Here is a 23,611-nt window from a genome sequence, read left to right on the forward strand (position 1 = left end):
ACCTACTCGAAGATATCGGGCTCCGGCTCGTACAAAAAGACCCTTGCGCGGGGCTCCGGCTCGACCGACGTCTGGCTCACCGCGACGGCTCCCGGCTGCGCCGGCGGCAGTTTTTCCTGGTTTTTCGGGGGAAACCACCGCCGCAGCCAGCGGCTCATGATCACGAACGTCCCGACCCCGCTGCGTCCGGGCCCCACCGGAATCGTGTACGTGGTGAACGTCTCCGTCGTCTCGCCGCGCAGGAGCAAAAATCCGCCCGCGACCTTCGTCTCCTTCGCTTCGAACCCGAGGAGCACCTCCGGCAAGACGAACACGACCCGCGTCTCGTCCCCCTGTTTGTCCTGGTATGCATTCACGCGGCCCGGCAGGATCGGCGCGGCCACGACACGCGCCCTGCGCGTCACGTGGAGGTCGGGCGTCCCTTCGAGGGTTCCTTCCACACGCTCCACGACGATCCCGTCGCCGTCGGCGCGATCGAAGGACAGATACGAAAGCAGCCCCGTGAGCAGGCTGCGCCCCTTGTCGGCCGGTTTGTCCTTGAAGCGCGCGAGCACCCGCCCGCTGCCCATGCCCTGGAACTCCGGCTCGGCGTAGAAAGGAGAGGGCCAGTCTTCCTTGCCGATCTTGAACTCGCCGCATTGCCCCGGTGGCATCAAGCGAATTTCGCCCACGGGCCCGTCGAGCCACGGAAAGGCCCTGCCATTCCCGTCCACGATGTGGAGCTGCCGCACGCCCGCGATCCCTGGACCGTCCTTCGGCGCTTCCTGCGCGTCCTCCTTCGGCAGGTCGGCGACACGCACCTCGAGCACCCGCACGACGCGGCGGATCCTCGCCTGATCGATCGAAGTTTGTCGGGAGCAACAGATCGGATCGTACTGGCAACACGCGGCCGCCTTCGGGGCCTTTGCCGGCTTCGTGGCGAGCGGAGGAGGCGCCTCCCAGCCCGGCGGCGGCGCTGGCTCGTCGGCCGCGCGCGCGGGCCCTCCCTGGGTGGAAAGCAGCACCGCCCCGAGCACGAACGAAGCCACGTTTCGCATTCCGAACCCCATCACAACGTCTCCAGGTAGGCGAGCAGCGCCTTCTTGTCCGCGCCGCTCAGCGTGCCGGGGAACATGCGTTGATCCTTCGCCGAAAGCATCTCGTCGAGCGTCGAGTATCGCCCGTCGTGGTAATACGGCGCGGTCGCGCGCACGCCGAGCAGCGACGGCGTATCGAAATCGACGCGGCGTTCGCCTTTTTGCCCGCTGCCCACGTCATGTGACTTCCCGTCCGTGCCCCCGTCCTTGTGGCAGCCATTGCAGCCATAGGCCACGTAGACCTGCTTCCCGCGCTCCGCGAGGTCCGGTTCCTTCGGCTTCGTTTGCGGCGGCGGCGGCAGCGACGACACGTACGCGAGCAGCGCCTCGTGATCCTCCTCCGAATGCGGGGAGAGTCCGGTCCCGCCGAGCCGCGTGAACGTCTCGTTCAAGTGGTCGCGCACCGCCCCGTGCTCCCCGAACCATCCATAAGGCCCCGTGCCCGCGATGCGCCCCGCGAGCATCGGCGTTTGCCGGAGCCCGTCGGGGCTCGTCCACGCGAGCCCGTCCTCGCGCCCCTCCGGATGACAGCTCGCGCAGCCGCGGCCCATGCCGAGCCGCGCGTCCCGCGTCGTATGAAACAGCCGCCGACCTCGCTCGATCTTCGGGTCCCGCGTCACGCCCGATCGACGCCAGAGCGGCACGCTCGTCACGCCGAACGATTCACGCTCGATACGCGAGAGCGCTCGATCCATCTCCGACCAGACGAAGACTCGTTTTCCCTCGTCGGAGAGCACGAGCGAGCTCGGCCCCGCGGGCAGCGCGATCCGCCGCCGCTCCGCGACGCTCGGATCCCCGACCCACGGATCCATCTCGATCACCGCGTCGATGTCGAGGCACGCGACGAACAGGCCATTTTCGTCCGCTGCCGCGCTCCGCGGCAAGATGCAATCCTGCCCGAACGCCGCGTTGAACACGCCCGCCACGTGGTTCGTGATCGATCGCTTCGTGCCCGGATCCACCACGCTCACGAGCTGCGCCATCGTCCGCGGCCCCTGGCCGGACCCGCCGTATCCGATCGTCATACCGACAGCCGGCGCGCCTGGATCCACGCTCGTGTGCGGCGCGAAGATCCGGAGCGCGTCACGCGTCCCGTCGCTGCGCATCCCGATCACGCGCGCGAGCGCATATCCTTGCGAGGCCGCGCGAGGTGTTTTGTCGTCGAACGTTCCATCCGCGCCCACGCGCCGCCCCGCGTGCAGCGAGATCGACTCGGGCGCCTTTGCCGCGTCTTTGAGGTCCACCACCGACACGACGCCCCCCACGGCGTGCGTGACGAACGCCGTCCCGCCTGCGTTCGCCACGATCACCGCGCGTGGCTCGCGGGGCAGCGGCACCACATGCGAAACCGCGAGATCGGCCGTCGCGAGCACCGTGAGCGTCCCGCCGAACCCGCTCGTCACGAGCAGCGATCCGCCCTCCTCCGCGAACGCCCACGGCTCGGCCGCCACGTCCACCGCGCACCGCTCCTCGAAGGGTTTTGCGAGCGCCTCGTCGGCGGGTTCGAGCAAAAGCACGCGCGACGTGTCGCGCAGGCCCACGGCGACGAGGCCTCCTTCGAGCGCGACCACGTGCCCCGGCCGGCCTTCGAGCGGCGTCACGGACACCTGTCGCATCGAGCCCGTGTCCACCACGTGGAGCGCCCGCTCGTCGTGATCCGCGACGAGCGCGAGCGTCTTGTCTCCTGCGCGCACGAGCGTCACCGCCGAGCTCGCGCCGCCGGCCGCCGCGCGCTCGAAGCGCCGCGGGGAACGCGCCGCGCAACGCGGCGGTCCGCTCGACGCAACCGGGGCCACGGACGCAGCCAACGTCGCGGATGCGCTCGGCGCGACGCCGACGTTCTCGCCACTACGATCTTTGGAGGTGCAACTACTACTTCCGACGAGCCCGAGCGAGGCGAGAAACGCGACAAGCGCCGCGGGGTTCCAGGGAAAGTGACGGTTCATCTCGATCGCGGCCTTTCGTGTCCGCGTGACCAGCGAGATTTTTTCGCGCTGCCTCCCTTGTGCGTCAAGGACCACGCGCGAAACCCTCTTGGGGCGAGCGCGTCCCCTCTGCTAGGATGCTCCTCGTGACGACGCCGAACGACGTGATGGACGACGCCCCGAGCACGCGGCGGGTCCTCCCCGATACGCTGGAGCGCGAGCGGGCCGAGCGCACTTCCCAGAGCGCGCCCGCCCCACGCGGCGCTCTCTACGAGATCGTCATATCGTACAAGGAGCCGACCTTCGCCGAGCACGCGGGCCAGGAGGCCCGGACCTTCCGCGGCACGTTCCGTATCGAGGCCGCCGACGAAGACGACGCGCGTGTCCGCGCCGTCGCCGAGTTCCGCCGGATCCAGGCGAGCTCGTCCGTGGGCTGGTCGCGCGAAATCGTCGACGTCACCTGTCGCCGCGCCGACCCCTGAGCCTCGCGCGCCGGGCGACGCGCGGGATGTATACACCCCGTGCGACTCCCGATATGCTCCTCCGAGCAAGCCCGGCGCAGTCGAAAACACCTCGCGCGGGGCCGCACGGCGCGACGTCATGCGAACCCTCCTCCGCGGCCTCACGGCGCTCCTCCTGCTCTCGCTCTCCCTGCCCGCGCGCGCCGACGTCGCCGACGAGCCGCGTCGAAAGGACGACGCGCCGGAGGCCTCGGACAAACCTGCCCTGGACAAACCTGCCCCGGACAAACCTGCGGAGACGAAGCCCGCGGAAGCGCCCGCGCCGCCCGACGAGCGCCGCCCACGATCGCTGGACCTCAGCGTCTTCTACGTCCCGTGGGGTATGCACTACACCCGCTCGGCCATCGGCGCGACGCTTGGATACAAAATTCCGCTCGTGCAAAAGAAAGGGGTCCTGTGGGATTCGACGAACGTCACGGTCGGCGTGCGTGACGTGTACGGCTTCGTCAACAACACCGTCGGGCCTTTCATCGACATCACGCCGATTGCCTTCTTCCGGCTCCAGGTCCAGGGTGCCTTCGATTATTTCATCAAGGAGCCGTTCAACGGCGGCATGCGCGTCATGACCCCGCTCGGCCGCGAGCGCCTCGCCGCGGGGCAGATCCGGCGCGGTCGCCTCACGGCCGTCGACTGGGTCAACCAGGAGGACGGCGAGGGAATGGATAACCCGGCCCATTTCCGCCCCGCCATCAATCACGGAGGCTTCCGTCTCCGCGTCCTCCCTACCCTGCAAGGCAAGGTCGGGCCGATCGCCTTTCAATACAATTTCACGGGCGACTGGAATTACTACACCGCCCCGGGCGCGGACGCGGACGACGTTTATCACGACAATTTCACGTTCACCTTACGCAAGCTCCAGGATTTCAGCCACGCGCACGAGGTCCTCGTGGCGTACACGGCCCCCGTCCCCAAGCCCGGCGAGCTCATGCTCGGCTTGAGTGGTCGGTATCAGCGCGTGCTCGGCACGGGCCTCGAGCAGCTCACGCTGCATGCGGTCGCCTTCGGTCGATGGCCGAAGAAGTTCCTCTCGGATCGCATGTCGCCTTTTGCCATCGCGCAGCTCGGCACGAATCTCATCGACCCGATGTGGCAATACGCCTTCTCCTGGATCCTCGTCGTGGGCGCCGATTTCAACTTGCACAAATCGAAGACCTGAGCCGCAACTCGGGCCTGGCGCGCGCATGAGAGACACAGCCAACCTCCGGTCCAGGTTCCACGCCCGCTTTGGCGCCCGAACTCCCGCGCCCCGGGCATTCTTCGCCCCCGGCCGCGTCAACCTCATCGGCGAGCATACTGATTACAACGACGGGTTCGTCCTGCCGGTCGCCCTCGAGCTCGGCATCACCCTCATCGCCGCGCCCCGCGACGATCGCCGCATTCGTGTGTACAGCCAGGATCTCGACCAGACCGCCGAGATCGACCTCGATCGGCCGGGGACCGGAAACTCCGGCCAGTGGGTCGATTACATCGAAGGCGTCGCGCACATGGTCGATGCGAGGATCCAGCGGATCCGCGGCGCGGATCTCCTCGTCGCGGGCGACGTACCGTGGGGCGCAGGTCTCTCGTCGTCGGCGGCGCTCGAAATCGGGACCGGTTTTGCCTTGCTCTCGCTTGCGGGCGCGACGGTCGACCGCGTGGCCCTCGCCCTCGCCGGTCAAGCCGCCGAGCATACCTTCGTGGGCACGCGGTGCGGCATCATGGACCAGCGCGTCTCCGCGTGCGCTCGCGCGGGATCGGCGTTGCTCGTCGATTGCCGGTCGCTCGCGGCCGAGGCCGTCCCCTTGCCCAGCGGCCCCGTCGCGATCCTCGTCACCGATACCCGCAAAAAACACGCCCTCGCCACGTCTGAGTACAACACGCGCCGCGCCGAATGCGAGCGCGGCGTCGCGCTCCTCCAGAGCGCCCTGCCCGATATCCGCGCTCTCCGCGACGTCACGGAAGCGGCCTTCGCGGAACACGCCTCGCTCCTCCCCGAGCCCATTCTCCGCCGCGTGCGTCACGTCGTCACCGAGAATGCCCGCACGCAATCCGCCGCGGACGCGCTCCGCCTCGGCGACATCGCGGCCGTCGGCGCCTCGTTCCTCGCGTCGCACCGATCCTTGCAGCATGACTACGAGGTGAGCTGTCCGGAGCTCGACGCGCTCGTCGACCTCGCCGTCGCCCAGCCGGGCGTTTACGGCGCTCGCATGACCGGCGGCGGGTTCGGCGGTTCGACCGTGTCCCTCGTCGACGAATCCGCGCTCGACGCGGTCATGGCCGCGGTCCGTGACGCCTACCAGCGCCGCTTCGGCGTCGAGCCCAGTTTCCTCGTCACGCGCGGCGGGGCTGGCGCGCGCGAGCTCGACGGGTGATCAATCGTAATCCCATCCCCGTCGCTCTTGACAGTCTCCCGGATTTCCGCTCCGCTCGTGAATGAAGGAGGGACGTCATGGCGACCAAAAAAACCACCAAGACCGCAGCAGGCGCGAAGGGTGGGAAATCGGCTGGCAAGACGACTACGAAGGGCACGGCTTCCAAGGACAAGACGGGCCCCCGAAAAGCCTCCGTGGGCGGCGGCGGCGGCAGCACGAAAGGCAACGGCTCGGCTGGCTGAGCCGACGGGCCCCTTGCAAAGGACCTTCCCGTCCGCGGACCGCCGGCTTATAAAGCCGCCGGCCTCATGAAGCTCGCCCGCCTCGCTCGCGCCGCGCTCACGAAAGATCCGCACCCGCCCCCGTGCATCCTCGGCGCGGAGGACGCGCTTTCCTCGCTGCGCTCGGCCTTGCCTGCGCGGTTTTTGCTCGGCACGGCCACGGCCTCGCACCAGATCGAGGGCGGTCTCGACAACGACTGGACCGACTGGGAGCGGGGAGCATTTCGTGACGGCGAGCCCCATGTCAAGGACCGCACGGTCTCGGGCGCCGCGTGTGATTCGTGGAATCGCATCGAAGAGGACATCACCCTCCTACGCCGGCTCGGCGCGAATGCGTATCGATTCAGCGTCGAATGGAGCCGCCTCGAGCCCACGGAAGGCGCCTGGAACGAGGAGGCCGCGGATCGATACCTCGCCTGGGCGCTCGCCCTCCGCGCGGCCGGAATCGAGCCGATGGTCACGCTCCACCATTTCACCTTGCCACGCTGGGTCGCGACGCAGGGCGGATGGATGAAGGATCGGACGATCGAGCTCCTCGCGGCATTCTCGCGCAGGGTCGCGAAAAAACTCGGATCGGCGGTCGATCTCTGGTGCACGATCAACGAGCCCAACGTGCTCGCGACGATGTCGTACGTGAAGGGGGTCTTTCCTCCCGGGCTCACGGATTCACGAATCGCCGCGCAGGTGCTGGCCCGTATGCTCAAGGCCCACGCGCGCATGACCGAGGCGATCCGCGAGGTGGATACCACAGACGCGGACGGCGACGGGCACGCCACGCGGATCGGCGTCGCGCACCACGTCCGGATCTTCCAGCCGGCGACGCGCTCTCCGCTCGATCGGCTGATCGCCGGCTTCACGGACCATTTCTTCAACGCGGCCATCGCGTCCGCGCCGTTCACGGGCCGCATCGAGCTCGGTATCCCGGGCGTCGTCGACATCGACGAAGCGGTCCCGGGCCTGCTCGGCTCCTTCGATTACATGGGCATCAATTACTACGGCCGCGACCACGTGCGGGCCGACCTCAGGGATCCTTCGCTCTCCAAGCAATACGTCCCCGCCGATCGGCCCGTCAGCGACCTCGGCTGGGACATCTACCCGGAGGGCCTCTACCAGGTGCTCAAGCGGTATGGCGCGCTCGGCTTGCCGGTGTACGTCACGGAGAACGGCATCGCGGACAAGGGCGGCAAGGTCCGCCCCTCGTTCCTGCGCTCCCATTTCGAGGCGCTCGTGCGCGCCGCGCGCGAGGGCGTCGATGTGCGGGGGTATTTCCACTGGTCGCTCCTCGACAACTTCGAATGGGCCGAGGGCTACGAGCCCCGCTTCGGCCTCTTCCGTGTCGACTTCGATAGCCCCGACAAACGCCGCACGCCCACGCCCGCGGTCGAGACGTTCCAGGACATCGCGCGCGGGCTCGGGCTCCGGCCCGAAGCCGGTTAGGAAACGCCGAAACGTCAGCCGTGTTTCTTCTGATGCCACGCCCATGCATGGGCGATGATCGTTTCGAGATCCGGGAACCGCGGGGACCAGCCGAGCAGCTTGCGCGCGCGCTCGCTCGATCCGACGAGCGCCGGTGAATCCCCAGGCCTGCGCTCGGCCTTCTCCACGGCGATCGCGCGGCCCGTGACGCGTGTCGCCGCCGCGATGACCTCCTTCACGGAAAAACCACGCCCATTGCCCAGATTCACGACCGTGCTCGCCCCGCCGCCGAGAAGATAATCGACCCCGAGGACGTGCGCGTCCGCCAGATCCGATACGTGGATGTAATCACGGAGGCACGTTCCATCCGGCGTGTCGTAATCTTCGCCGAAGATCCGGATCGACGGACGTTTGCCGAGGGCCACGGAAAGGACGAGCGGAATCAGGTGCGTCTCGGGGTCGTGATCCTCGCCGAGGAGGCCGCTCGGATGCGCGCCGGCAGCATTGAAATAACGAAAGCTCACGGACCTGAGGCCCCACGCAGTCTCGCACTCCGCGAGGATTTTCTCCACGACGAGCTTGGACCGGCCATACGGGTTCAGCGGGTTCTGCGGGTGATCCTCGGGAATCGGAATGACCTCTGGCACGCCGTACGTCGCGCACGTCGAGGAGAAGACGAACTTCGAGACGCCGGCCGCCTGCATGGCCTGGAGCAAGGTGACCGTGCCGTGAACGTTGTTCTCGTAATACGCGAGCGGATTCGCGACGGACTCGCCGACCTCGATGAACGCCGCGAAATGCATGACGGCGTCGATCCGTTCGCGCGAAAAGATCGCGTCGAGCGCGGCGCGGTCCCGCGTATCGGCCTGGATGACGGGCGCACCGAGCGCTCGCTCGATCGGCTCGCGGTGGCCTTTGCTCAGGTTGTCGAGCACGAGGGGCCGGTGGCCGCGCTCCGCGAGGGCGAGGGCCGCGTGCGAGCCGATGTACCCGGCGCCGCCGGTGACGAGAATGGTCCTCTGTTCGGTGGTCATGGGATTCGGCGCGCGCTCAGCGGAGCACGTTCAAGGCCTGCGTGACGAGGAGCGCATTGATGAAATCGATGAGGAAGGCCCCCACGATGCTCACCGCGAAAAACGCCTGCGGCGCCGGGCCCGATTTGCGTACGATCTCGTTCATGCAGGCGAGCGAGTTCGCCGTCGTGCCGAGCATGAACCCGCAATACCCGCCCGCCATGACCGCCGAGGTGTAGCTCCGGCCCATCATCCAGTAAATGGCCGTCCAGCAGAGCCCGATCGTGAGCACCACCTGGCCGACCAGGATGAGCAGCACCGGCAACGCGAGCGTCCGGAGCTGCCAGAGCTCCAGCGTGAGCAGCGCCATCACAATGAAGAGCTCGAGCGCGACGGCGCCGATGTCCTCCATCTTCTTTTGATCGATGCCCGCGAATTGCAGACGATCGTCGAGGTTGCGCACCACGCCGGCCACGATCATCGCGCCGATGTACGCCGGAAGCGTGAGCTTCCAGGCCGCGAACTGCGCGGAGAGCAGCGAACCGAGCGCCATCGCCACGCCGAGCACGATGATGTGCACGAGGTAATCGCCGTGTTTCTCGGACGGCCCCGCGTCGATGTCGATCTCGGGCGCCGGCATGGCGTCGCTCTCACCCGAGCGCAAGCTGTGGCGTCGAATCAAGAAGCTGCCGACGAACCCGCCGAGCAGGCCACTCACGATGATCCCGAAGACGGCCGACGCGAGGCCAATCGCGGTCGCGCCCGGGACGCCCGCCTGCTCGAAAACGGGGCCGAACGCGAGCGCCGTCGCGGGCCCGCCCGTGAGCGATACGGCGCCCGGAATGACGCCGAGCAGCGGCGGCAAACCCATCACCTTCGCCGCCCCGGCGCCCCAGCCCATCTGCGCGAGCAAGCCGAGGACCGCAGCGCCGAGGAAAATGGCGACGCGCTTGCCGCCGAGCGCGAGCAGCCGGAGGCTCGCCGTCATCCCCACGGTCGTGAAAAACGCGATCATGAGGATGTCGCGCAAGGCGAGGTCGAACTTGAAATTGCAGACGCGATCCCGCAAGGCAAGCCCGACAATCGCATAGACGAGGCCGCCGAGGATCGACGCGGGAATGCTGAGCCGTTCGAGGATGGGCACGGCCCGCCGGATGCCGCGGCCGAGGACGAGCCCGAAGCAGGCGAGGCCGAGGACCTGAATGGACGAAACTTGAAAGGTAGGGACATCCATGGCGGACCTGCGCGCGCCTCAGGGCGAGAGGACGCCCGTGAGCGCCTCGGCATACACGCGGCTCTCCTGGACCCGGAGCGGCGCCGCGCTGTCGAACTCCTCCCGCACGCCGATGCGGAGGTAATAATAATATCCGACGTCGAGCAAGCCGTCCGGAATCCGCAGCACGGGCTCCGTCGTCGAGAAGGAAGCCATGGTCCGCGTGAGTTGTCCTCCGGGGTCGAGCCGCCTCAGCGTGATGACGTACGCCGCGGCTTTGCCGAGCGAAGGCGCGCTCCAGGTCACCGTGGGCGTCTTGCCAATGCCGAGGAGCTCGCCATACGCAGGCTGATCGTTCACGCGAATGTCGAGCGGAGGGCCGAGCGTCGGCGCAATCGCGCCGGAGAACGAGGAGACGGGACCCGTGCGGCCCATGGCGACGGCCGTGGTCTTCGGGATTCCCGTGGGCATGACGTGCGTCACGGCATACGAGACCTCGACGGCGGCGATCTCGGACCAGCCCGCGGGGAAGGGATTGCCGTACACGAGCTCGGAAGGAGGCTGCGCCGCAGGGAGCGCGGAGAGCAAGAGCAAATCGGGCGTGGGGGAGACGGACGTTCGACCCGCGCCGCCCGGCTCCACGCCGACGCGAACGTCCTTGCCTGCAATCGTCGCTTCCGGATGCACACTCGCGGCAAGGGCCTGGAAGGCCGCATCGTCGAAAGAGACGGCGAGCTTTTTCGGAGGCGCAGCCACGAACGTGCCCTCGACGGGCGTGGCCGCGCCGTCGGCGAGCGTGAACGACGTCGGCCCGAAGGCCCTGCGCACCGAGCGATAAGGCGCGCCGGCGCCGGCAATGCCGACCATTTGCGTGAAATAAGCCTGATCCCCCGCCTCGGCCGCGACGAGGTTCGGCACGACGAGCTCCGAGGTGGCCACGCGGAAATCGGTGATCTGCGTGGTGTCCATGGCGGGCTGCATGCCGTCTGCCGGGGGGAGCGTCCCGGTCGTGCCCGCGCCGAGGGAGAATACCTCGATGCTCGACCCTTCCCCCCACGGATTCAATCCATCGAACGTGAGCTCGAGCGCCGTCGTGTCCGTCGCCCCGATCGGCTCGGCATCGGGACGGCCCACGTAGACGCGGCCGAGGTCGATCGTACGCGGGGCGTTCATGATGAACCGCGGCGGCCGCGTCCCCGTGCCGAAGAGCTCGATGAAGCGCAGATCGTACGGCCCCTCGGGCAGGTCACGAATGCGGAACGTGCCGTCCTCCGCCACCTCGGCGATGAGCTCCCGCGGCGCGCCGTCGTCCCCGGGCACGATCGCGGCAATCTCGAATTGCCCGGGATCACGGACGTTCGTCACGTCCCCACCGTCGGTCAGGTGGAGATCGACGATCGTGCCGGTGACGTCGAAAATCGTCGGTTTGGGGGTTTCGCCGCCGCCGCCGCAGCCGAGCGCGCCGAGGAGGCATATCGAGGAAGCACCGAGGAAGGACCGCATGGCCCGGCGTACCACGGCGCGGCCGCCGCGAGAAGCCCCGATCGCCGGGCGAAACGCCCGATCAGTCGCGCATTACGACCTCGAGCTCCAGGACGACGAGCTGCATCGACCCCGCGAGCCCCTCGCGGCGGAACGATTGCATCGTCACGGTCGTGCCCGGCTTGCCCATCGCCGCCATGAGGCCCGAGAAGTAGCCGATCTGCATCGGGACGAACCACGGCATGATCCAGATGGGCAGCGCCCGCTCGACGACGCGGAGCCGATTCAGTCCCGCCCGCTCGACGTCCCATTCGCCGAAATCATAATATCGTCCGGCGAGCGGGCGGAGGCGCGAGTGCACGTCGTCGGTCGATCGGCCCTGGAGCAAGGCCCGGTACTGGTGCTCCACGTCGTACGAGGCCTGCGCGCGCCCCTGCTGGTGCGCGAACGCGTCGAGCGGGGAACGCGCGAGCGAGGCGAGCACGCCGCTGCCCGCCACGAGCGGAAACATGTCGTAAAAGCTGCTCGCGAGAAACGGCTGGCCAAAGAAGCTTTGCAACGCGGGCGTCGGCAATGCCGCAGCGAACGCCGGGAGGCCTCCTTCGACGCGGCACGTCACGAGGTGCATGAGGCCGCGATACGCGATCCCTTTGGCCCGAAAGGTTCCTTCCCCGGGCGGAGATGGGAGATCCAGGTACCAGGTGCGCAGATCTCCGGTCCCGGTCGGCGGGCGCGTCGAGGGGCGCGAGGAGGGGCGCTCCGAAGAATTCGGCCCCCAGGTGTCCGTCAAGCGAGGCGCGCCTTCGCTCGACGGCGGCGGCGGCCAGCTCGGCCGCCCGAAGCCGCTGCTGATCGGGGGACCGGCGGGCGCGCGCTCACTCGGACGCTCGGGCGCGACGGACGGCGGCGGTGGGGTCGTGCGACGTGGGGGCGTTTGCATGCCAGAACCCCGGCGCGATCGGCCGGACGATCCGTAGGGTAAACGATCCCGACCGCCGTGGCGAGAGAATCGAAGCGCGCCCGCGCGCGCGGCTCACGCGGGTTCGAGGAGCTTCGACCCCAGGTACATCCGCGCCATGCTCTCGATCCGCTCGGTCTGCTTGGCGTCGAAGAAGGGGGGAACGCCGGTACGCGAATAACTCATCACGTTGTCGGTCACGTCGCTGTGGCCGAGCCCGAAGAAATGGCCCAGCTCGTGTGCCAGCGTGCTCGGTCGTGCGCTCGCCGCGACGATCACCCAATGCTTCGCCGGTGTCTTTCTGTGCCGCCAGTGCACGCCCATCCGGAAGAGCTTCGGATCGTCCACGTCTCGCAGGGATGCCACGATCATCACGTTGATCCGCTTTGCCTCGAGGTGCGCGGCGAGCGCGTCCCTGTCGGCGCGCGTCTCGAGCCTGGCGAGCGCCTGCGGGAGAGCACGCGCGGAAACCTTGCGCAGCGTGACGCCGATCGGCGTGAAAAGCCGCGTGGCCTCGGCGATCTGCTCTGCGATCCACGTCTCGTTTTGGACCGCGACGCTGTCCTCCTCGGCGACGGCGAACGAGAGCGGGAGCGCGGGGATCGGCTCTTTTTCGGTCTTCTTCGCGAGCGAGGTCCGCGAAAGCAGGAACGAACCGGCGAAACCAAGACCCGAACCGAGGATGGCGCGACGGGAAAGCATGGCGAGCTCGATCAGCATAATCGATCCGGGCGGACGCTGCGAGCGTGCGAGCGCGACGCGGCCCGAGCAGGCACGCGCCCTGCCTCGGATCGCGTTCATGCAGCAACCTGACGTCGTGGCCATCATTCACGAAGACGAAGCAGTGGCGAGGTCGCTCGCCGAGGAGATCGAGGCGACGGGCCTCCGCGTGGTCACGGCCGCGCTGGGCTCGCTCGTCGCGGCGCCCGAGGAGGCACTCGCGCTCTTCGCCCGGCACGATCCACGCGTCGTCGTGTACGACGTGTCTCCGCATGACGAGAGCGTCCCGTTCCTCACGTTCCTGCGCAAAACCAAGGTCGGCTCGCGCCCCGCGTTCGTCCTCACGACAACGGCGGCGCACGACCACGAGCCGCTGCTCCGCGAGGCGATCGACTTCCGGAGCTGCCCGCACGCGGTCGATGCCCTCGTCTCCGCCGTGACGCGCGCCGCCTCCGCCCGCCGAGCCGCCTGACCCACCCCGATCCAGGCCCAACCTGGAAAATCAACGCAGCGCGTCTTGACAGGTAACACGACGCGTCATAATAAAGCGGACACATCCGAACGATGTCCGGGGCGGGCTTCCGAGCTCGGAGGGCAATGCATTGCGGCGCGATTCGCACGGCCCTTCGAGGGCCGGACGCACCGCCATGGCCCTGCCGGACGAGGGCTTTCCAGACGAACAGGAGGCATCCCTTATGACGACGCAAACCCAGAACGAGACGAAGATCCCGAGCCTGAAGGACGTGAAGGCCGCGTCGGCCCGCGTCGAGCAGAAGGCGCGCGAGGTGTACGACGTGCTGGTCGATGCTTCCGTGAAATGGGCGGGCTTCGGCCTCGGGTACGGGCGCACGGCGCTCACGACGAGCGCGCGCGCCCTCGAGCGCGCGGCCGAGCGGCTCGCGACGCTCGAGGAGAAGTTGCCCAAGAAGGCGCCCGATGCGCCCGCCGAGGCGCAGGCGGCCGAGGCCGAGGCGAACGCCACGCCGGATCCGAACGTGAACTGAGCCGCGCGCTCCCTATCCGAGCCAGCTCTCCTCGAACGTCATCCCGATCGGCAGCGGCGCAGCGGCGCCGCTCTCGATCATCCCCGCCACCGGATACGCGCAATAGTCCAGGCTGAAGGCCCCCGCGGGCCGATGGTTCCCGGACAAACCAATCCCGCCGAACGGGAGCTTGCTGCTCGCGCCCGCGGTGCCCGTGTTGACGTTCACGCAGCCGGCGCGCGCCTCGGCAAGGAATCGGTCGATGACGTCCGGGTCCTTCGTGAAGATCGAGGCCGCGAGCCCGAAGCGCGTGGCATTCGCCTGCGCGATCGCCTCGTCCACCGAATCGACGACGACGTAGCGGAGCAGCGGCCCGAAGACCTCGACGTCCGCGCCGGGCCCGTCCTCGGAGAGCGTGAACCGATCGACACGGACGATCCCCGGCGAGAGGAAATGGCCGCCCGCCGGGGATTCGAGGGCGCGCGCCGGGAGACGGACCTCGGCGCCGCCGTCCGCGAATCGATCCTGCGCCGCGAGCACGGCCGCGCGCGCCTCCGCCGAGATGATCGGCCCCATGAACGGCTGCGGATCCCCAAGCGGATCCCCGACGCGGAGCCGCGACGCCATCTCCACGATCGTCCGGACGAACCGCTCGGCCACGGCGCTGTGCACGACGAGTCGCCGCGTGCACGTGCAGCGTTGCCCCGTCGAGACGAACGCCGAGCGCGCGACCTCGATCGCCGCCTGCCGCAGATCCGCGTCGGGCAGGACGACGGAGGGGGCATTGCCGCCCATCTCCAGGGCGAGGACGCGGCCCGGCCAATCGAGGCTCGCTTCGAGGATGCGCCGGCCGACGGGCCACGAGCCCGTGAAGAGCACGCCGTCGATGTCAGGGTTCGCGACGAGGCGCGACGCGACGCTCGCGCCGCCGTGCACGAGGTTCACGACGCCGGGTGGCGCGCCCTCGGCGTCGAGCGCCTCGGCGAGCCACGCCGCGAGGGTTTGTCCGACCGCCGGGACCTTGTCGCTCGGCTTGAACACGACGGTGTTGCCGAGCGCGAGCGCGGGGATGATGTGCCCGTTCGGCAGGTGCGCCGGGAAATTGAAGGGGCCGAGCACGACCATGACGCCGTGCGGCCGGAACCAGGCGCGCCCCGTGCGCGAGGCCGAGAGCGGAATCTCGAAGCCCGAGACGCGCCGGAGACCGCCGTGCTCGGAGGCGTCGAGCGTGATGTCGACCTTGGCGGCGAGCAGATCGGCCTCGGCGCGCGCGTCCCAGAGCGCTTTGCCCGTCTCGTCGGTGATGAGGCGAGCCATATCGGCCGCGCGCGCCTTGCAGAGGTCACGGAAGCGGCGGAGGGCCGCGAAACGCCGCTCGGCGGGGAGCGCGGCCCAGGCGGGCAAGGCGCGCCGCGCCGCCGCGACGGCCTCGTCGGCATGCGCGGGGTCGGGGCTGCCTTGCCAGACGATCTCGGCCGGACGCGTGGGGTTTCGCGAGGCGATGGCGTCGCCGGGGAGCGGGACCCAGCGGCCTTCGAGGAGATTCGACGGCCCGTGCGCGAGGAGGGTAGACATCGCGCAGAAGGGTCCCGGGCGTCCGGGCCCTTGTCAAGGCCCGGCGCCCCGGCGCGTCTCTTTTATTGCGGGGCGAACGCGACGCCGCGGAAGACGGTATTCAGCGGCGCGATCGTGGCGATGACGATCTCGGGGAACGCCGAGCCGTCGTCGAAAAGCGTGAGGACCCGGTTTTCGTTGTTCTCCGCAGTCGTCGCGACGATCCGCACGCCGCCCCCCCAGGGCGTCGCCGCGAGGCCGCGCACGCCCGCCGTGCCGTCGTTCCACGTCGCCGCGAGCGACCACGAGGCGCCGTCGAACGTCCATTTCTGAATTCCGCCGCCGTTCGCCGGGCTGCGATCGTCCGCGACGTACAGCGTGTCCGGACCGGCAATGGCGGCCGAAAGATCCAGCACGACAAACCCGTACGGGCTCGCGCCGAGGGTGGGCAGGCCCGGGAGCGACGTCGCGGTTTGTCCGGTCGACGTGGGCAGGCCCGCGCCGACCGTGAAGACGTTGACGAACGTGCCCGCGCCGGACGTCGCGTAGAGCTGGCCGCCAGAGGCGTGCACGCAGCGCGTATTGAGCGGATTCGAGAGGATCTGCGTGGGCGAGCTCGAGCCGAGCGTCGTGTAATGAATGCCGCCGGTCGTGGTGCTGTTGCCCGAGACCCAGATCGACGTGCCGTCCGAGGACGTCGCGCCGCGCACGTTGCTGCCGTTGAACGCGCCCGTGAGCAAGGTCGAGGTGTTCACGTTGCCGGACGCGTCGACCCGGCCGACGACGCGCGACACGATCTGTGTGCTCACGTTCAGCGTGCCCACGTCGGCGGCATACCCGGCGAGGAAGACGTATTTGCCATTCGCCGAGAGCGACAGGTGTCCTTCGGAGGACGCCGTCCCCGACAACGTGAGCTGGTAATTCGAGCCCGAGATCACCTGCGGCATGCTGGTCGTCCCCGGCGCGCCCGGCGTGGCCGAGCCGTCCGTGAGCCTCCATTCGAGGGAGACCGGCGCCGCCGCGGAAGAGAGCGTGGTCACGCCGTCGCCGATACGCAGGAGCACGATGGGCAAAGGCCCGCTCCCGCCGCCGCCGCTGCCGCCCGAGGACGAGCTCGCTCCGCTGCTCGCGCTCGACGAGGACGCCCCCATGCCGCCGCTGCCGCCCATCCCTCCGCTGCTGCTCGAGGATTGCGCGGGACCGCTCCACTCGTCGCCCCCCTCGCCTCCTGCACCGCCGCCGCCGCCGGGAAGGGAGCTTCCCTTGGCGCAGGCGAAGAAGACGAACGGGACGACCGCGAATGAAATGGCGACGAAGGATCGAGACGAAATCAAGCGTGCACCTCCGGCAAAGCGTTCGGATATCCACGGCGTATGCCGGATTCGTCGGGGCCGCAAGAGCGAGGCACGGAGGGTCGGTCAGAGAACGTCCTGCCCCTCCCGGGCGCGTACGGCCTCGGGCAGCTCGGCGCCTGGAACGACGTCGAGCATTTCGTCGGCGGGCTCCAGTTCGGCGCGGTCAACCACGTCACCGGCGCCGCGAACCTCTCGAAGCAGGACGGGCTGCCGTTCTTGCCCGTGATGCACGTCGGGCTCTGAACCCATGTGGTCCGGATCTTGCCCGGGCGGGACTCTGCCAGTTTTCCCGGGAACAATCAACACCTATGTGCGGGGGGGCCAAACGTTCCCGCGTCACCCTGGGTGTAGGCTGGTTCTCGGACGTCCTCTCCAAAATCTACGGGTCGGACGAACTGGGTGGTTTGTCTTCCGCGCATGTTGTGGTAAGGGGGAATCCTCGCTGCCGAGAGGTGATCCCATGCCCCGACGAACCGAACCCAGCCCCTTCTCCTCCAAGGTCGGCGCGCGCATCCGCGAGCTGCGCCTCGAGCGCAACATGTCCCTGCCCGCGCTTGGCGAGGCGAGCTCGATCTCGAAGGGCCACCTCTCGAACATCGAGCACGGCTTCGCGGCAATCACGATCGAGACGGTCGATCGCATCGCCCGCGCGCTCGATATCCCGCCCCTGTACATCCTCGCCTTCCCGACGGAGGACGAGCGGGCCCGCATCGCCGACGCCGTCCGCAAGTTGCCGAAGGCCGAGTGGAAGAAGCTGCGCAAGGAGATCGAGGGCCGCGCCCCCGCCGCGCCGAAGAAGCGCGCCTGACGATTCAGCCCCCCCGGGACCGAGCGGCTCACCGGGGTCTCCCCCTTCCTTCTCCCTCCCTGCCCCCGACGTATCGAGCGCGACGCCGCGCGGCGTGTCATGAATGGTTCGCGCGGGATGCGCGGCAGCCGCGCGTCCCGGCCGAAGGAGGATTCGACGTCATGACAGGCTGGACGATCGGGTACGGCGGTCTCTTGACCGCGCTCGGCATCGGGGGGTTCGTCGCGACAGGCAGGGAGCACAAGACGGCGCTGATCCCCGCGGGCGTGGGCGCGGCGGCGCTGGGGCTCGGCCTGCTCGCCCGTCGTGGTTCGTCCCGGAAGGCCGCGCTCGTGGGCGCGACGGCCGTGGCGGGCCTCGGCCTCGCCGGCTCGGCGCGCGGGCTCGGCAAGCTGCCGGCGCTGCTCCGCGGAGAGCCGATCGAGCGGCCTGCGGCGGTGATCGCGCAATCCATCATGGCGGGCACGTCCGCGGCCTACCTCCTCGCCGCCGTGCCTTCGCTGCTGCGCGACTGAGCCGCACGCGGGAGCGCATCGTGGTACGATCGCGTTTCCGATGACGCGCCCCTCCTATTCGCTACGGCAGACATGGCTTTCCGACATGACCGAGCGGTGCCTCGATCCTGCCTTCGTTCGCGCCGTGCAGACCGGGACGCATGAGGCCTTCGAAGCGCTCGCCACGCGGCCTCATCCCGGCGTGATCGAATTCCCGCTTCTGTCGGCCGAATACAGAGAGGCCCTTCTCCGCGAAATCCACGCATTCGAGCACTGGTGCCGCCACCGTCGCGTGGGCCCGGTTCGGCCGAACAGCATGAACAACCAGGGCGTCGTGCTCGCGGAGCTCGGGCTCGAAGGGCCGATGGACGAGCTGCTCTACACGTGGCTTTCGCCGCTCACGAAGTGGGCGTTTCCGGAGCATGGCGGTTCGAGCCTGGATCACCAGCATTCGTTCGTCGTGGAGTACGCGGAGAACGGCGATACCGACCTCGGGTTTCACGTGGACGATAGCGAGGTGACGCTCAACGCGTGTCTGGGGCTCTCGTTCGAAGGGGCCGAGGTGTACTTCCGCGGCGTTCGTTGCGACGCCCATCGAGAGGACCCGGCGAACGACACCGAGGTCTGGCAATGGGAGCCCACGGCTGGCCGGGCGATCCTGCACGCGGGCGCGCACCGGCACGGCGTGAATCCGTTACGCTCCGGCAGGCGCGTGAATCTCATCGTCTGGGCGCGCAGCGTGAGACACCGTCGCGTTCACCGCGCGCCCCACGAAGGCCCCACGACGTGGTGCCCGCGGTGCGAGGCGGCCTGAGAGATTGACAGGCAAAGCGGGCGCGGCTCTACTCGCACCGTGCTCGTACGTACATGTCTCCTGGTCGTTCCGCTGCTCGCCCTCGGCGGATGCTCGGGCCCGCCGCCGTCCTTCAAGGAGGCGGAAAACCTCGAAGCCCAAGCGAACTTCGAAGACGCCGCGCAAACGTTCGAGCTCGTCTGCGCCGAGGGGCCGACGAGCCCGGAATGCCAGCAGAGCAGCGCCCGGGCCGCGGGCGCGCTCGTGACGGCCGCGACGAAGGCCGTCGAAAAGAACGAATTCGGCAAGGCCGAGCGCCTGCTCGTCCGCGCTCTCGCCCTCGCGGACGAACCCACCGCCAAGGACATCGAGGCGCGCCTCGGCAAGGAGGACCTGACGGAAGGCATTCGCTTCGAGCAGGCCGCCGCGGATACGGACAAGGCCCGCGCGTTCGAGGCGATGAATGCGCTCGCCGCGGGAAGCACGCCTGTGGCGGCGCTGGCAAAGGCATGGATCGAGAAGGAGCGACCGGGACTGCTCGTGGCGCAGGTGAAAGCCGCGTGTGGCCCGGAGCATCAGGGGTCGTGCGCGGAGACGTTCGAGAAGCTCTCCGCGCTGCCCCAGCAGCCTGCCGGCTTCGACGAGGCAAAAGCCGCCCACGACGCCGAGCAGAAGCGCACGGAGAAAGCCCGCGCCGAGCTCGACCGGTTCATCGCGGTCTTCGCGCAGCGGGGCAAGAAGGAGCTGGCCGTCAACCTTTGTCTGGCGGAGAAGGCGAGCGAGATCGAGGCCGAGTTCCAGCGCATCCGCGCCTGCGAGGAGGACATCTACGCCGACGGGAAATCCGCCTACGAGCGGTTCGACGCGCGGCAGACCGAGGACTCGCTCTTTCGCAGGCGGCTCGCGACGCTCGGCGATCCCGTCGTCATTGCGAAGTACGAGGCGCGCCAGAAGGGGGCGCTCGCGACGGGCGAGGATCCGAAGAAGTCGGCGGGAGGTGCAAAATGAGCCGCTCCATTGCTTTTCGCATCGCCGCGCTCGCCCTCGCGCTCGCGGGCTGCGACGCGGCCAAGGAGCCGATGTCGAAGGCGAGAGAGGCCGAGGCGGCCGGCAAGATCCCGGAGGCCAAGGCGCTGTATGCGGAGGTTTGCAAAGCCGCCGAGAGCTCGCCGTTTTGCCCCGTGGCGAAGCAACGCATCGAGGCCCTCACGGTCCGGGAGGCGATCACGCTGGTCACCGAGGGGCAAACCGCGAAAGCCAAGGAGCTCTCCGCGACGGTCTCGGATGCGCCGGCGAAACGCGCGTTCGAGGCGCTTTCGAAGACGCGGGCGATGAGCAGCGCCGCCGCGTTCGAGGAGGCGAATGCCTCGACGGACCAGGCCGCAGCGCGGGCCAAGATGGAGGAGCTCGCCGGGCAAAGCTCGCCGGTCGCGGACAAGGCGAAGGAGTGGCTGACGAAGAATGGCCCGGCGCTCCTGCTCGCCGAGGTGAAGGCTGCGTGCAAGCCGGACGGGACGGGCTCCTGTGTCGATCTCGGCAAGAAAATCGCCAAGCACTTCCCCGCGAGTCCCGAGGCCGGCGAGGCGAAGGCGCTCGTCGACGCCGAATACAAACGCGTCCACCCGCTGCTCAAGCAGGCCGAGGCTTTGCTCGTCCAGAGGCTGGAGGTCAGCAACTGGAAGAACAAATACGACCTCTGCCTGAAGCAGGCGGAGCCCTCCCCCGGGGGCTACGAGATGCAGGTCTGCAAGACGGAGGTGGGCATTCCCGAGGACCGAGGAGATCCCTTCAGCACGAGCTTCCTCGAAGGCGCGTGGAAGAAGAAGCTCGGAGAGATCCACGACCCGGGCTGGGTGAAATCACTCGAGGAGCGGTGGGGGAAGATCGAACGTGATGGGATCTACGACCCCGCGAGTTTGCCCAAGCCGGGGGAGCCGGAATCGAAGAAGTAACGGTGAGCGGGCGCGCCTGGCTGCGGGAGCAGGTGTCCGCTTCGAGGTAGCCGTCGTCTCCCGCACATTTTCTGGCATCCACCCGCCCCGTTCATTTTTCGTGATCAACCTGCCCCGGACCGGGCATGGTAGAGACGTGGCCCCCGCTCTTGCCCACGTCCTGCCTGCGTTCGCCGCGTCTCGCGCGGCCCGAGGGCTCCGTTCGAAGCGGAGGGTGCGCCCGTGACCCTCGTCTCCGACCTGGACATCCTCTTCGCGGGCGCCGAGGTCTGCGAGGCGGACGAGCCTCGCGCAGTCGAGGCGTCGTGGGCCAGGGGCGGCGAGGCCGGCGCGGAGAAGGCGCGGCTCCGGGAGATGGTCGACGCGCATTTCGACGCCGTGTACGTGGCGCTCCGGCGGCTCGGGGTGCCCGCGGCGGAGCTCGATGATTGCGCGCAGCAGGTGTTCGTCGTGGCCTCGGGCAAGCTCGGGGTGATTGAGCCGGGACGCGAGAAGGCGTTTTTGATGGGTACGGCCGTGCACGTCGCCTCGCACGCCAAGCGCTCGCAGCGGAGACGGCGCGAGGTCCCCGAGGGGGACGAGGCGGCGGAGGCGCGCGCCGACGCCGGGCCTCGGCCAGACGAGATCGTCGAGCAAAGGCGCCTGCGGGCCCTGCTCGACGAGGTGCTCGCGGCCATGCCGGAGGATCTCAGGACCGTTCTCGTTTTGTTCGAGCTCGAAGAGCTCACGATGCAGGAGATCAGCGGGGCGCTCGATCTGCCGATGGGTACGGTGGCGTCGAGGCTCCGGCGCGCGCGGGAGCTCTTTGCGAGGATCTCGGCACGGGCCCTCGGTACGCAAGGAAGGGGGCGGCCGTGAGCGAGATGCGCAGGCTGCTCGAGGAGAATGGGGACGACGCGGCGACTTCGCTCCTGCGCGCGGCGCGGGCCGATCGGGCGCCGGCGGCGTCGAAGGCGCGGGCTCTCGCCGCGCTCGGAATCGAGCCGTCGCGAACGGCGAAGGCGCAGGAGATTTCGGCGCGGGAGATCGTCGCGCCTCGAATGGCGACGGCGCACAGGCCCCAGAGGTCCGAGCCTCGGCCGGCGCGGACGGGAATGGGCGGCGCGAAACGATCGGCGCAGGCGACGCCGCATATGCTCTTCCAGAGCGTCCTCGGGCCCACAGGACGACCGGTCGGGTTTTTCCAAAAAGGCCGGCTCGGCGCCGCGCTCGTGGCGGCGGCGCAGGTGGTCGTGCTCGGAATCGTGCTCGCGCAGCCCATGCAGCGGCCCAGGGTATCGAAGGGGCCCGCGGACGAGCCACAGCAATACCCCGAGCTCCAGCTCGGCGCAGGCATCGCCGCGCCCGCGCCTCGCGCGGAGGCGAAAGGCCACGACGAGGAGCCCGTTCGTGCCGCGACGCCCGTGGCCGCGCCGCGTCCCGGGCCGAATGCCGTGCCGTCGCCGCCAAAGGTAGCCGCGGAAGCCGAACCGCCGGCCTCCGAGGAGCCCCGCGCGCCCGAGGCCGCGCCCCCCGCGGTCGCCATGGTGGAAAGCGTGAGCTCGCCCGAGGTACCTCCGGCCAAACCCGAGGCCACGGCTGCACTCGTGCGACCCTTCGAGCAAGGGACCATGTCCCAGCCGAAGCGGATCGGCGGGCGGGATCCCGTGTACACCCGCGAAGCGCTCGAAGCGCGTGTGGAGGGCACGGCCCTCTTGCAATGCGAGATCACGGCGGAGGGCGCGACGAAGGATTGTCGGCTCCTCAGGTCTTTGCCGCACATGGACGGCGAGCTGCTCGCGGCTGCGCGCACGTGGCGATTCTCGCCGGCGACGCAGGACGGGCGGCCCGTCTCCGTGCGGTACGTCTCGAAGGTCAATCTCGTTCTGCCGAAGTGAATCGGTCGTGAAATAGGTTTCTCCGGGACGCACCCCGTTCGTCCTGGAAAGGAGGCATTCGTGTTCGAATCGGCCATGGGCCGGTACGAGGGCGCTCGTCCGCACCTCGGCACCGGAGCGATTCTCTCCATTGGCGCGCACGCGCTGGCGGCGGTCATCGTGTTCGCCATTCCCGCCAAAAAGGCCGCCTCGAACGAGGACGAGCCGGTCGTGGTGTTTCAGGTCCCGCCGAAGCCCGCGGCCTTACTGGGCTCGCCGGGTCCCGCGGCGCCCAAACCCCCGCAGGCGGCGCCGCCGAAGACGCCCCGGCCGAAGCGCCCGCAGGTGCCGATCCTGACGAACGAGCCGCCAAAGACCGAGCCGACCGAGCCCGAACCGACGAACGAGCCGCCCGCCGCCGCAGCGGGGGACGGGGCGACGGCGCCCGACGGCACGGGCAATGGAGGTGATCCGAATGGCAAGCCCGACGGCGTGCTCGGCGGGGATCCGAACGGCAAGGGCATCGCGCCGCCCCCGCCGGAGCCGCCGCCGACGAGCACCACGCTGAGCTGGACCTCCGAGATGGGCCGCCCGGTCCTCGTCGCCGGCCCGGCCCAACCGCCCTACCCGAGCGACGCGATGCGCCAGCGGATCGAAGGGACCGTCATTGCGCAATGCGTCATCACCACGGAGGGCCGGCTGCGGGATTGTCGCATCCTCAAAGGACACCCGTTCCTCGATCCCGCGGTGAACGCGACGCTCGCGCAGCAGCGCTACAGCCCGGTGACGTACGGCGGCCGGCCCGTCAGCGTGCGTTACGTCCTCACGTTCAAATTCAAGCTGCGGTGACGCACCTTGGA

The 23,611-nt window shown here is 69.0% G+C and carries 26 protein-coding genes; 17 read left to right on the plus strand and 9 right to left on the minus strand.

The window, feature by feature from the left end:
- Positions 1 to 2 precede the first annotated feature (2 nt).
- Both KEG57_RS40955 and KEG57_RS55905 read right to left on the minus strand, forming a co-directional pair.
- Entirely contained in the window at positions 3 to 1,037 is a 1,035-nt protein-coding gene (locus KEG57_RS40955; RefSeq protein WP_272459511.1) for a hypothetical protein, read from the minus strand.
- A gap of 11 nt (positions 1,038 to 1,048) precedes the next feature.
- Positions 1,049 to 3,097: a c-type cytochrome gene (locus KEG57_RS55905; RefSeq protein ID WP_272459512.1), complete on the minus strand. Its 2,049-nt coding sequence runs from the start codon at positions 3,095 to 3,097 to the stop codon at positions 1,049 to 1,051.
- A gap of 50 nt (positions 3,098 to 3,147) precedes the next feature.
- Here KEG57_RS55905 and KEG57_RS40965 point away from each other — a divergent pair, with 50 nt between their 5' ends.
- The 5 genes from KEG57_RS40965 (at position 3,148) to KEG57_RS40985 (ending at position 7,591) form a co-directional block, all read left to right on the plus strand.
- Complete coding sequence (locus KEG57_RS40965) at positions 3,148 to 3,483, plus strand: hypothetical protein (protein ID WP_272426474.1); 336 nt, start codon at positions 3,148 to 3,150, stop codon at positions 3,481 to 3,483.
- Between the two features lie 118 nt (positions 3,484 to 3,601).
- Complete coding sequence (locus tag KEG57_RS40970; protein WP_272459513.1) at positions 3,602 to 4,678, plus strand: hypothetical protein; 1,077 nt, start codon at positions 3,602 to 3,604, stop codon at positions 4,676 to 4,678.
- 25 nt (positions 4,679 to 4,703) lie between these two features.
- Positions 4,704 to 5,873, plus strand: coding sequence for a galactokinase (gene galK, locus KEG57_RS40975; RefSeq protein WP_272426476.1), 1,170 nt, complete (start codon positions 4,704 to 4,706; stop codon positions 5,871 to 5,873).
- Between the two features lie 77 nt (positions 5,874 to 5,950).
- On the plus strand, positions 5,951 to 6,115 hold the full coding sequence (locus KEG57_RS40980; RefSeq protein ID WP_272426478.1) for a hypothetical protein: 165 nt from the start codon (positions 5,951 to 5,953) through the stop codon (positions 6,113 to 6,115).
- Between the two features lie 66 nt (positions 6,116 to 6,181).
- On the plus strand, positions 6,182 to 7,591 hold the full coding sequence (locus KEG57_RS40985) for a glycoside hydrolase family 1 protein (RefSeq protein WP_272426479.1): 1,410 nt from the start codon (positions 6,182 to 6,184) through the stop codon (positions 7,589 to 7,591).
- Between the two features lie 14 nt (positions 7,592 to 7,605).
- On the opposite strand, the gene galE is transcribed toward KEG57_RS40985, so the two are convergent.
- The 4 genes from galE to KEG57_RS41005 form a co-directional block, all read right to left on the minus strand.
- Positions 7,606 to 8,604 (minus strand): UDP-glucose 4-epimerase GalE, encoded by a 999-nt coding sequence (galE, locus tag KEG57_RS40990; protein WP_272426481.1) that lies wholly within the window; start codon positions 8,602 to 8,604, stop codon positions 7,606 to 7,608.
- 16 nt (positions 8,605 to 8,620) lie between these two features.
- Positions 8,621 to 9,817 carry a sodium/glutamate symporter gene (locus tag KEG57_RS40995; protein WP_272426482.1) on the minus strand — a complete coding sequence of 399 codons (1,197 nt, stop codon included), beginning with the start codon at positions 9,815 to 9,817 and terminating at the stop codon, positions 8,621 to 8,623.
- Positions 9,818 to 9,835: 18 nt separating this feature from the next.
- Positions 9,836 to 11,299 (minus strand): hypothetical protein, encoded by a 1,464-nt coding sequence (locus KEG57_RS41000; protein ID WP_272459514.1) that lies wholly within the window; start codon positions 11,297 to 11,299, stop codon positions 9,836 to 9,838.
- Positions 11,300 to 11,360: 61 nt separating this feature from the next.
- Positions 11,361 to 11,906 (minus strand): hypothetical protein, encoded by a 546-nt coding sequence (locus tag KEG57_RS41005; protein ID WP_272426484.1) that lies wholly within the window; start codon positions 11,904 to 11,906, stop codon positions 11,361 to 11,363.
- A gap of 151 nt (positions 11,907 to 12,057) precedes the next feature.
- On the opposite strand from KEG57_RS41005, the gene KEG57_RS41010 reads away from it, so the two are divergent.
- The gene (locus KEG57_RS41010; protein WP_272426485.1) at positions 12,058 to 12,255 is read left to right on the plus strand and encodes a hypothetical protein; all 198 of its coding nucleotides are present in this window, start codon (positions 12,058 to 12,060) and stop codon (positions 12,253 to 12,255) included.
- 56 nt (positions 12,256 to 12,311) lie between these two features.
- Here KEG57_RS41010 and KEG57_RS41015 read toward each other — a convergent pair whose 3' ends face one another.
- Positions 12,312 to 13,037, minus strand: coding sequence for a M10 family metallopeptidase domain-containing protein (locus KEG57_RS41015; protein ID WP_272426486.1), 726 nt, complete (start codon positions 13,035 to 13,037; stop codon positions 12,312 to 12,314).
- Between KEG57_RS41015 and KEG57_RS41020 the strand changes: the two genes are divergently transcribed.
- Both KEG57_RS41020 and KEG57_RS41025 read left to right on the plus strand, forming a co-directional pair.
- Positions 13,036 to 13,428, plus strand: a complete 393-nt coding sequence (locus KEG57_RS41020) for a DNA-binding transcriptional response regulator (RefSeq protein WP_272426487.1) — start codon at positions 13,036 to 13,038, stop codon at positions 13,426 to 13,428. The genes KEG57_RS41015 and KEG57_RS41020 overlap by 2 nt on opposite strands.
- Before the next feature lie 223 nt (positions 13,429 to 13,651).
- Positions 13,652 to 13,960 carry a hypothetical protein gene (locus tag KEG57_RS41025; RefSeq protein WP_272459515.1) on the plus strand — a complete coding sequence of 103 codons (309 nt, stop codon included), beginning with the start codon at positions 13,652 to 13,654 and terminating at the stop codon, positions 13,958 to 13,960.
- A 12-nt stretch (positions 13,961 to 13,972) separates the two neighbouring features.
- On the opposite strand, the gene KEG57_RS41030 is transcribed toward KEG57_RS41025, so the two are convergent.
- Together KEG57_RS41030 and KEG57_RS41035 are read right to left on the minus strand one after the other, a co-directional pair.
- Positions 13,973 to 15,514, minus strand: a complete 1,542-nt coding sequence (locus KEG57_RS41030) for an aldehyde dehydrogenase family protein (RefSeq protein WP_272459516.1) — start codon at positions 15,512 to 15,514, stop codon at positions 13,973 to 13,975.
- A 62-nt stretch (positions 15,515 to 15,576) separates the two neighbouring features.
- Complete coding sequence (locus KEG57_RS41035) at positions 15,577 to 16,827, minus strand: hypothetical protein (protein ID WP_272426491.1); 1,251 nt, start codon at positions 16,825 to 16,827, stop codon at positions 15,577 to 15,579.
- A 39-nt stretch (positions 16,828 to 16,866) separates the two neighbouring features.
- Between KEG57_RS41035 and KEG57_RS41040 the strand changes: the two genes are divergently transcribed.
- The 9 genes from KEG57_RS41040 to KEG57_RS55910 all read left to right on the plus strand — a co-directional run bounded on the left by KEG57_RS41040 (position 16,867) and on the right by KEG57_RS55910 (position 23,600).
- The gene (locus KEG57_RS41040; RefSeq protein ID WP_272426492.1) at positions 16,867 to 17,091 is read left to right on the plus strand and encodes a hypothetical protein; all 225 of its coding nucleotides are present in this window, start codon (positions 16,867 to 16,869) and stop codon (positions 17,089 to 17,091) included.
- Positions 17,092 to 17,308: 217 nt separating this feature from the next.
- Positions 17,309 to 17,656 (plus strand): helix-turn-helix domain-containing protein, encoded by a 348-nt coding sequence (locus KEG57_RS41045; RefSeq protein ID WP_272426494.1) that lies wholly within the window; start codon positions 17,309 to 17,311, stop codon positions 17,654 to 17,656.
- Positions 17,657 to 17,817: 161 nt separating this feature from the next.
- Positions 17,818 to 18,171, plus strand: coding sequence for a hypothetical protein (locus KEG57_RS41050; protein ID WP_272426495.1), 354 nt, complete (start codon positions 17,818 to 17,820; stop codon positions 18,169 to 18,171).
- A gap of 40 nt (positions 18,172 to 18,211) precedes the next feature.
- Positions 18,212 to 18,964, plus strand: a complete 753-nt coding sequence (locus tag KEG57_RS41055; protein ID WP_272426496.1) for a 2OG-Fe(II) oxygenase family protein — start codon at positions 18,212 to 18,214, stop codon at positions 18,962 to 18,964.
- 39 nt (positions 18,965 to 19,003) lie between these two features.
- Positions 19,004 to 19,951: a hypothetical protein gene (locus tag KEG57_RS41060; RefSeq protein ID WP_272426498.1), complete on the plus strand. Its 948-nt coding sequence runs from the start codon at positions 19,004 to 19,006 to the stop codon at positions 19,949 to 19,951.
- On the plus strand, positions 19,948 to 20,895 hold the full coding sequence (locus KEG57_RS41065) for a hypothetical protein (RefSeq protein ID WP_272426500.1): 948 nt from the start codon (positions 19,948 to 19,950) through the stop codon (positions 20,893 to 20,895). The genes KEG57_RS41060 and KEG57_RS41065 overlap by 4 nt, the downstream gene beginning before the upstream one ends.
- 222 nt (positions 20,896 to 21,117) lie before the next feature.
- On the plus strand, positions 21,118 to 21,753 hold the full coding sequence (locus KEG57_RS41070) for an RNA polymerase sigma factor (RefSeq protein ID WP_272426502.1): 636 nt from the start codon (positions 21,118 to 21,120) through the stop codon (positions 21,751 to 21,753).
- 5 nt (positions 21,754 to 21,758) lie between these two features.
- A complete protein-coding gene (locus KEG57_RS41075) occupies positions 21,759 to 22,772 on the plus strand; it encodes an energy transducer TonB (protein WP_272426561.1) in 1,014 nt (337 codons plus the stop codon).
- Positions 22,773 to 22,832: 60 nt separating this feature from the next.
- Positions 22,833 to 23,600 carry an energy transducer TonB gene (locus KEG57_RS55910; protein ID WP_272426504.1) on the plus strand — a complete coding sequence of 256 codons (768 nt, stop codon included), beginning with the start codon at positions 22,833 to 22,835 and terminating at the stop codon, positions 23,598 to 23,600.
- The last annotated feature ends 11 nt before the right edge of the window (positions 23,601 to 23,611 follow it).

It is taken from the genome of Polyangium jinanense (assembly GCF_028435365.1).

Coding starts and splice junctions, on each gene's coding strand:
- KEG57_RS40955 (WP_272459511.1), bottom strand. CDS start 1,037: ATGCGAAACGTGGCTTCGTTCGTGCTCGGGGCGGTGCTGCTTTCCACC.
- KEG57_RS40970 (WP_272459513.1), top strand. CDS start 3,602: ATGCGAACCCTCCTCCGCGGCCTCACGGCGCTCCTCCTGCTCTCGCTC.
- galK (WP_272426476.1), top strand. CDS start 4,704: ATGAGAGACACAGCCAACCTCCGGTCCAGGTTCCACGCCCGCTTTGGC.
- KEG57_RS40980 (WP_272426478.1), top strand. CDS start 5,951: ATGGCGACCAAAAAAACCACCAAGACCGCAGCAGGCGCGAAGGGTGGG.
- KEG57_RS40985 (WP_272426479.1), top strand. CDS start 6,182: ATGAAGCTCGCCCGCCTCGCTCGCGCCGCGCTCACGAAAGATCCGCAC.
- galE (WP_272426481.1), bottom strand. CDS start 8,604: ATGACCACCGAACAGAGGACCATTCTCGTCACCGGCGGCGCCGGGTAC.
- KEG57_RS40995 (WP_272426482.1), bottom strand. CDS start 9,817: ATGGATGTCCCTACCTTTCAAGTTTCGTCCATTCAGGTCCTCGGCCTC.
- KEG57_RS41000 (WP_272459514.1), bottom strand. CDS start 11,299: ATGCGGTCCTTCCTCGGTGCTTCCTCGATATGCCTCCTCGGCGCGCTC.
- KEG57_RS41005 (WP_272426484.1), bottom strand. CDS start 11,906: ATGCACCTCGTGACGTGCCGCGTCGAAGGAGGCCTCCCGGCGTTCGCT.
- KEG57_RS41020 (WP_272426487.1), top strand. CDS start 13,036: ATGCAGCAACCTGACGTCGTGGCCATCATTCACGAAGACGAAGCAGTG.
- KEG57_RS41015 (WP_272426486.1), bottom strand. CDS start 13,037: ATGAACGCGATCCGAGGCAGGGCGCGTGCCTGCTCGGGCCGCGTCGCG.
- KEG57_RS41025 (WP_272459515.1), top strand. CDS start 13,652: ATGACGACGCAAACCCAGAACGAGACGAAGATCCCGAGCCTGAAGGAC.
- KEG57_RS41030 (WP_272459516.1), bottom strand. CDS start 15,514: ATGTCTACCCTCCTCGCGCACGGGCCGTCGAATCTCCTCGAAGGCCGC.
- KEG57_RS41040 (WP_272426492.1), top strand. CDS start 16,867: ATGCCGGATTCGTCGGGGCCGCAAGAGCGAGGCACGGAGGGTCGGTCA.
- KEG57_RS41045 (WP_272426494.1), top strand. CDS start 17,309: ATGCCCCGACGAACCGAACCCAGCCCCTTCTCCTCCAAGGTCGGCGCG.
- KEG57_RS41050 (WP_272426495.1), top strand. CDS start 17,818: ATGACAGGCTGGACGATCGGGTACGGCGGTCTCTTGACCGCGCTCGGC.
- KEG57_RS41055 (WP_272426496.1), top strand. CDS start 18,212: ATGACGCGCCCCTCCTATTCGCTACGGCAGACATGGCTTTCCGACATG.
- KEG57_RS41065 (WP_272426500.1), top strand. CDS start 19,948: ATGAGCCGCTCCATTGCTTTTCGCATCGCCGCGCTCGCCCTCGCGCTC.
- KEG57_RS41075 (WP_272426561.1), top strand. CDS start 21,759: ATGCGCAGGCTGCTCGAGGAGAATGGGGACGACGCGGCGACTTCGCTC.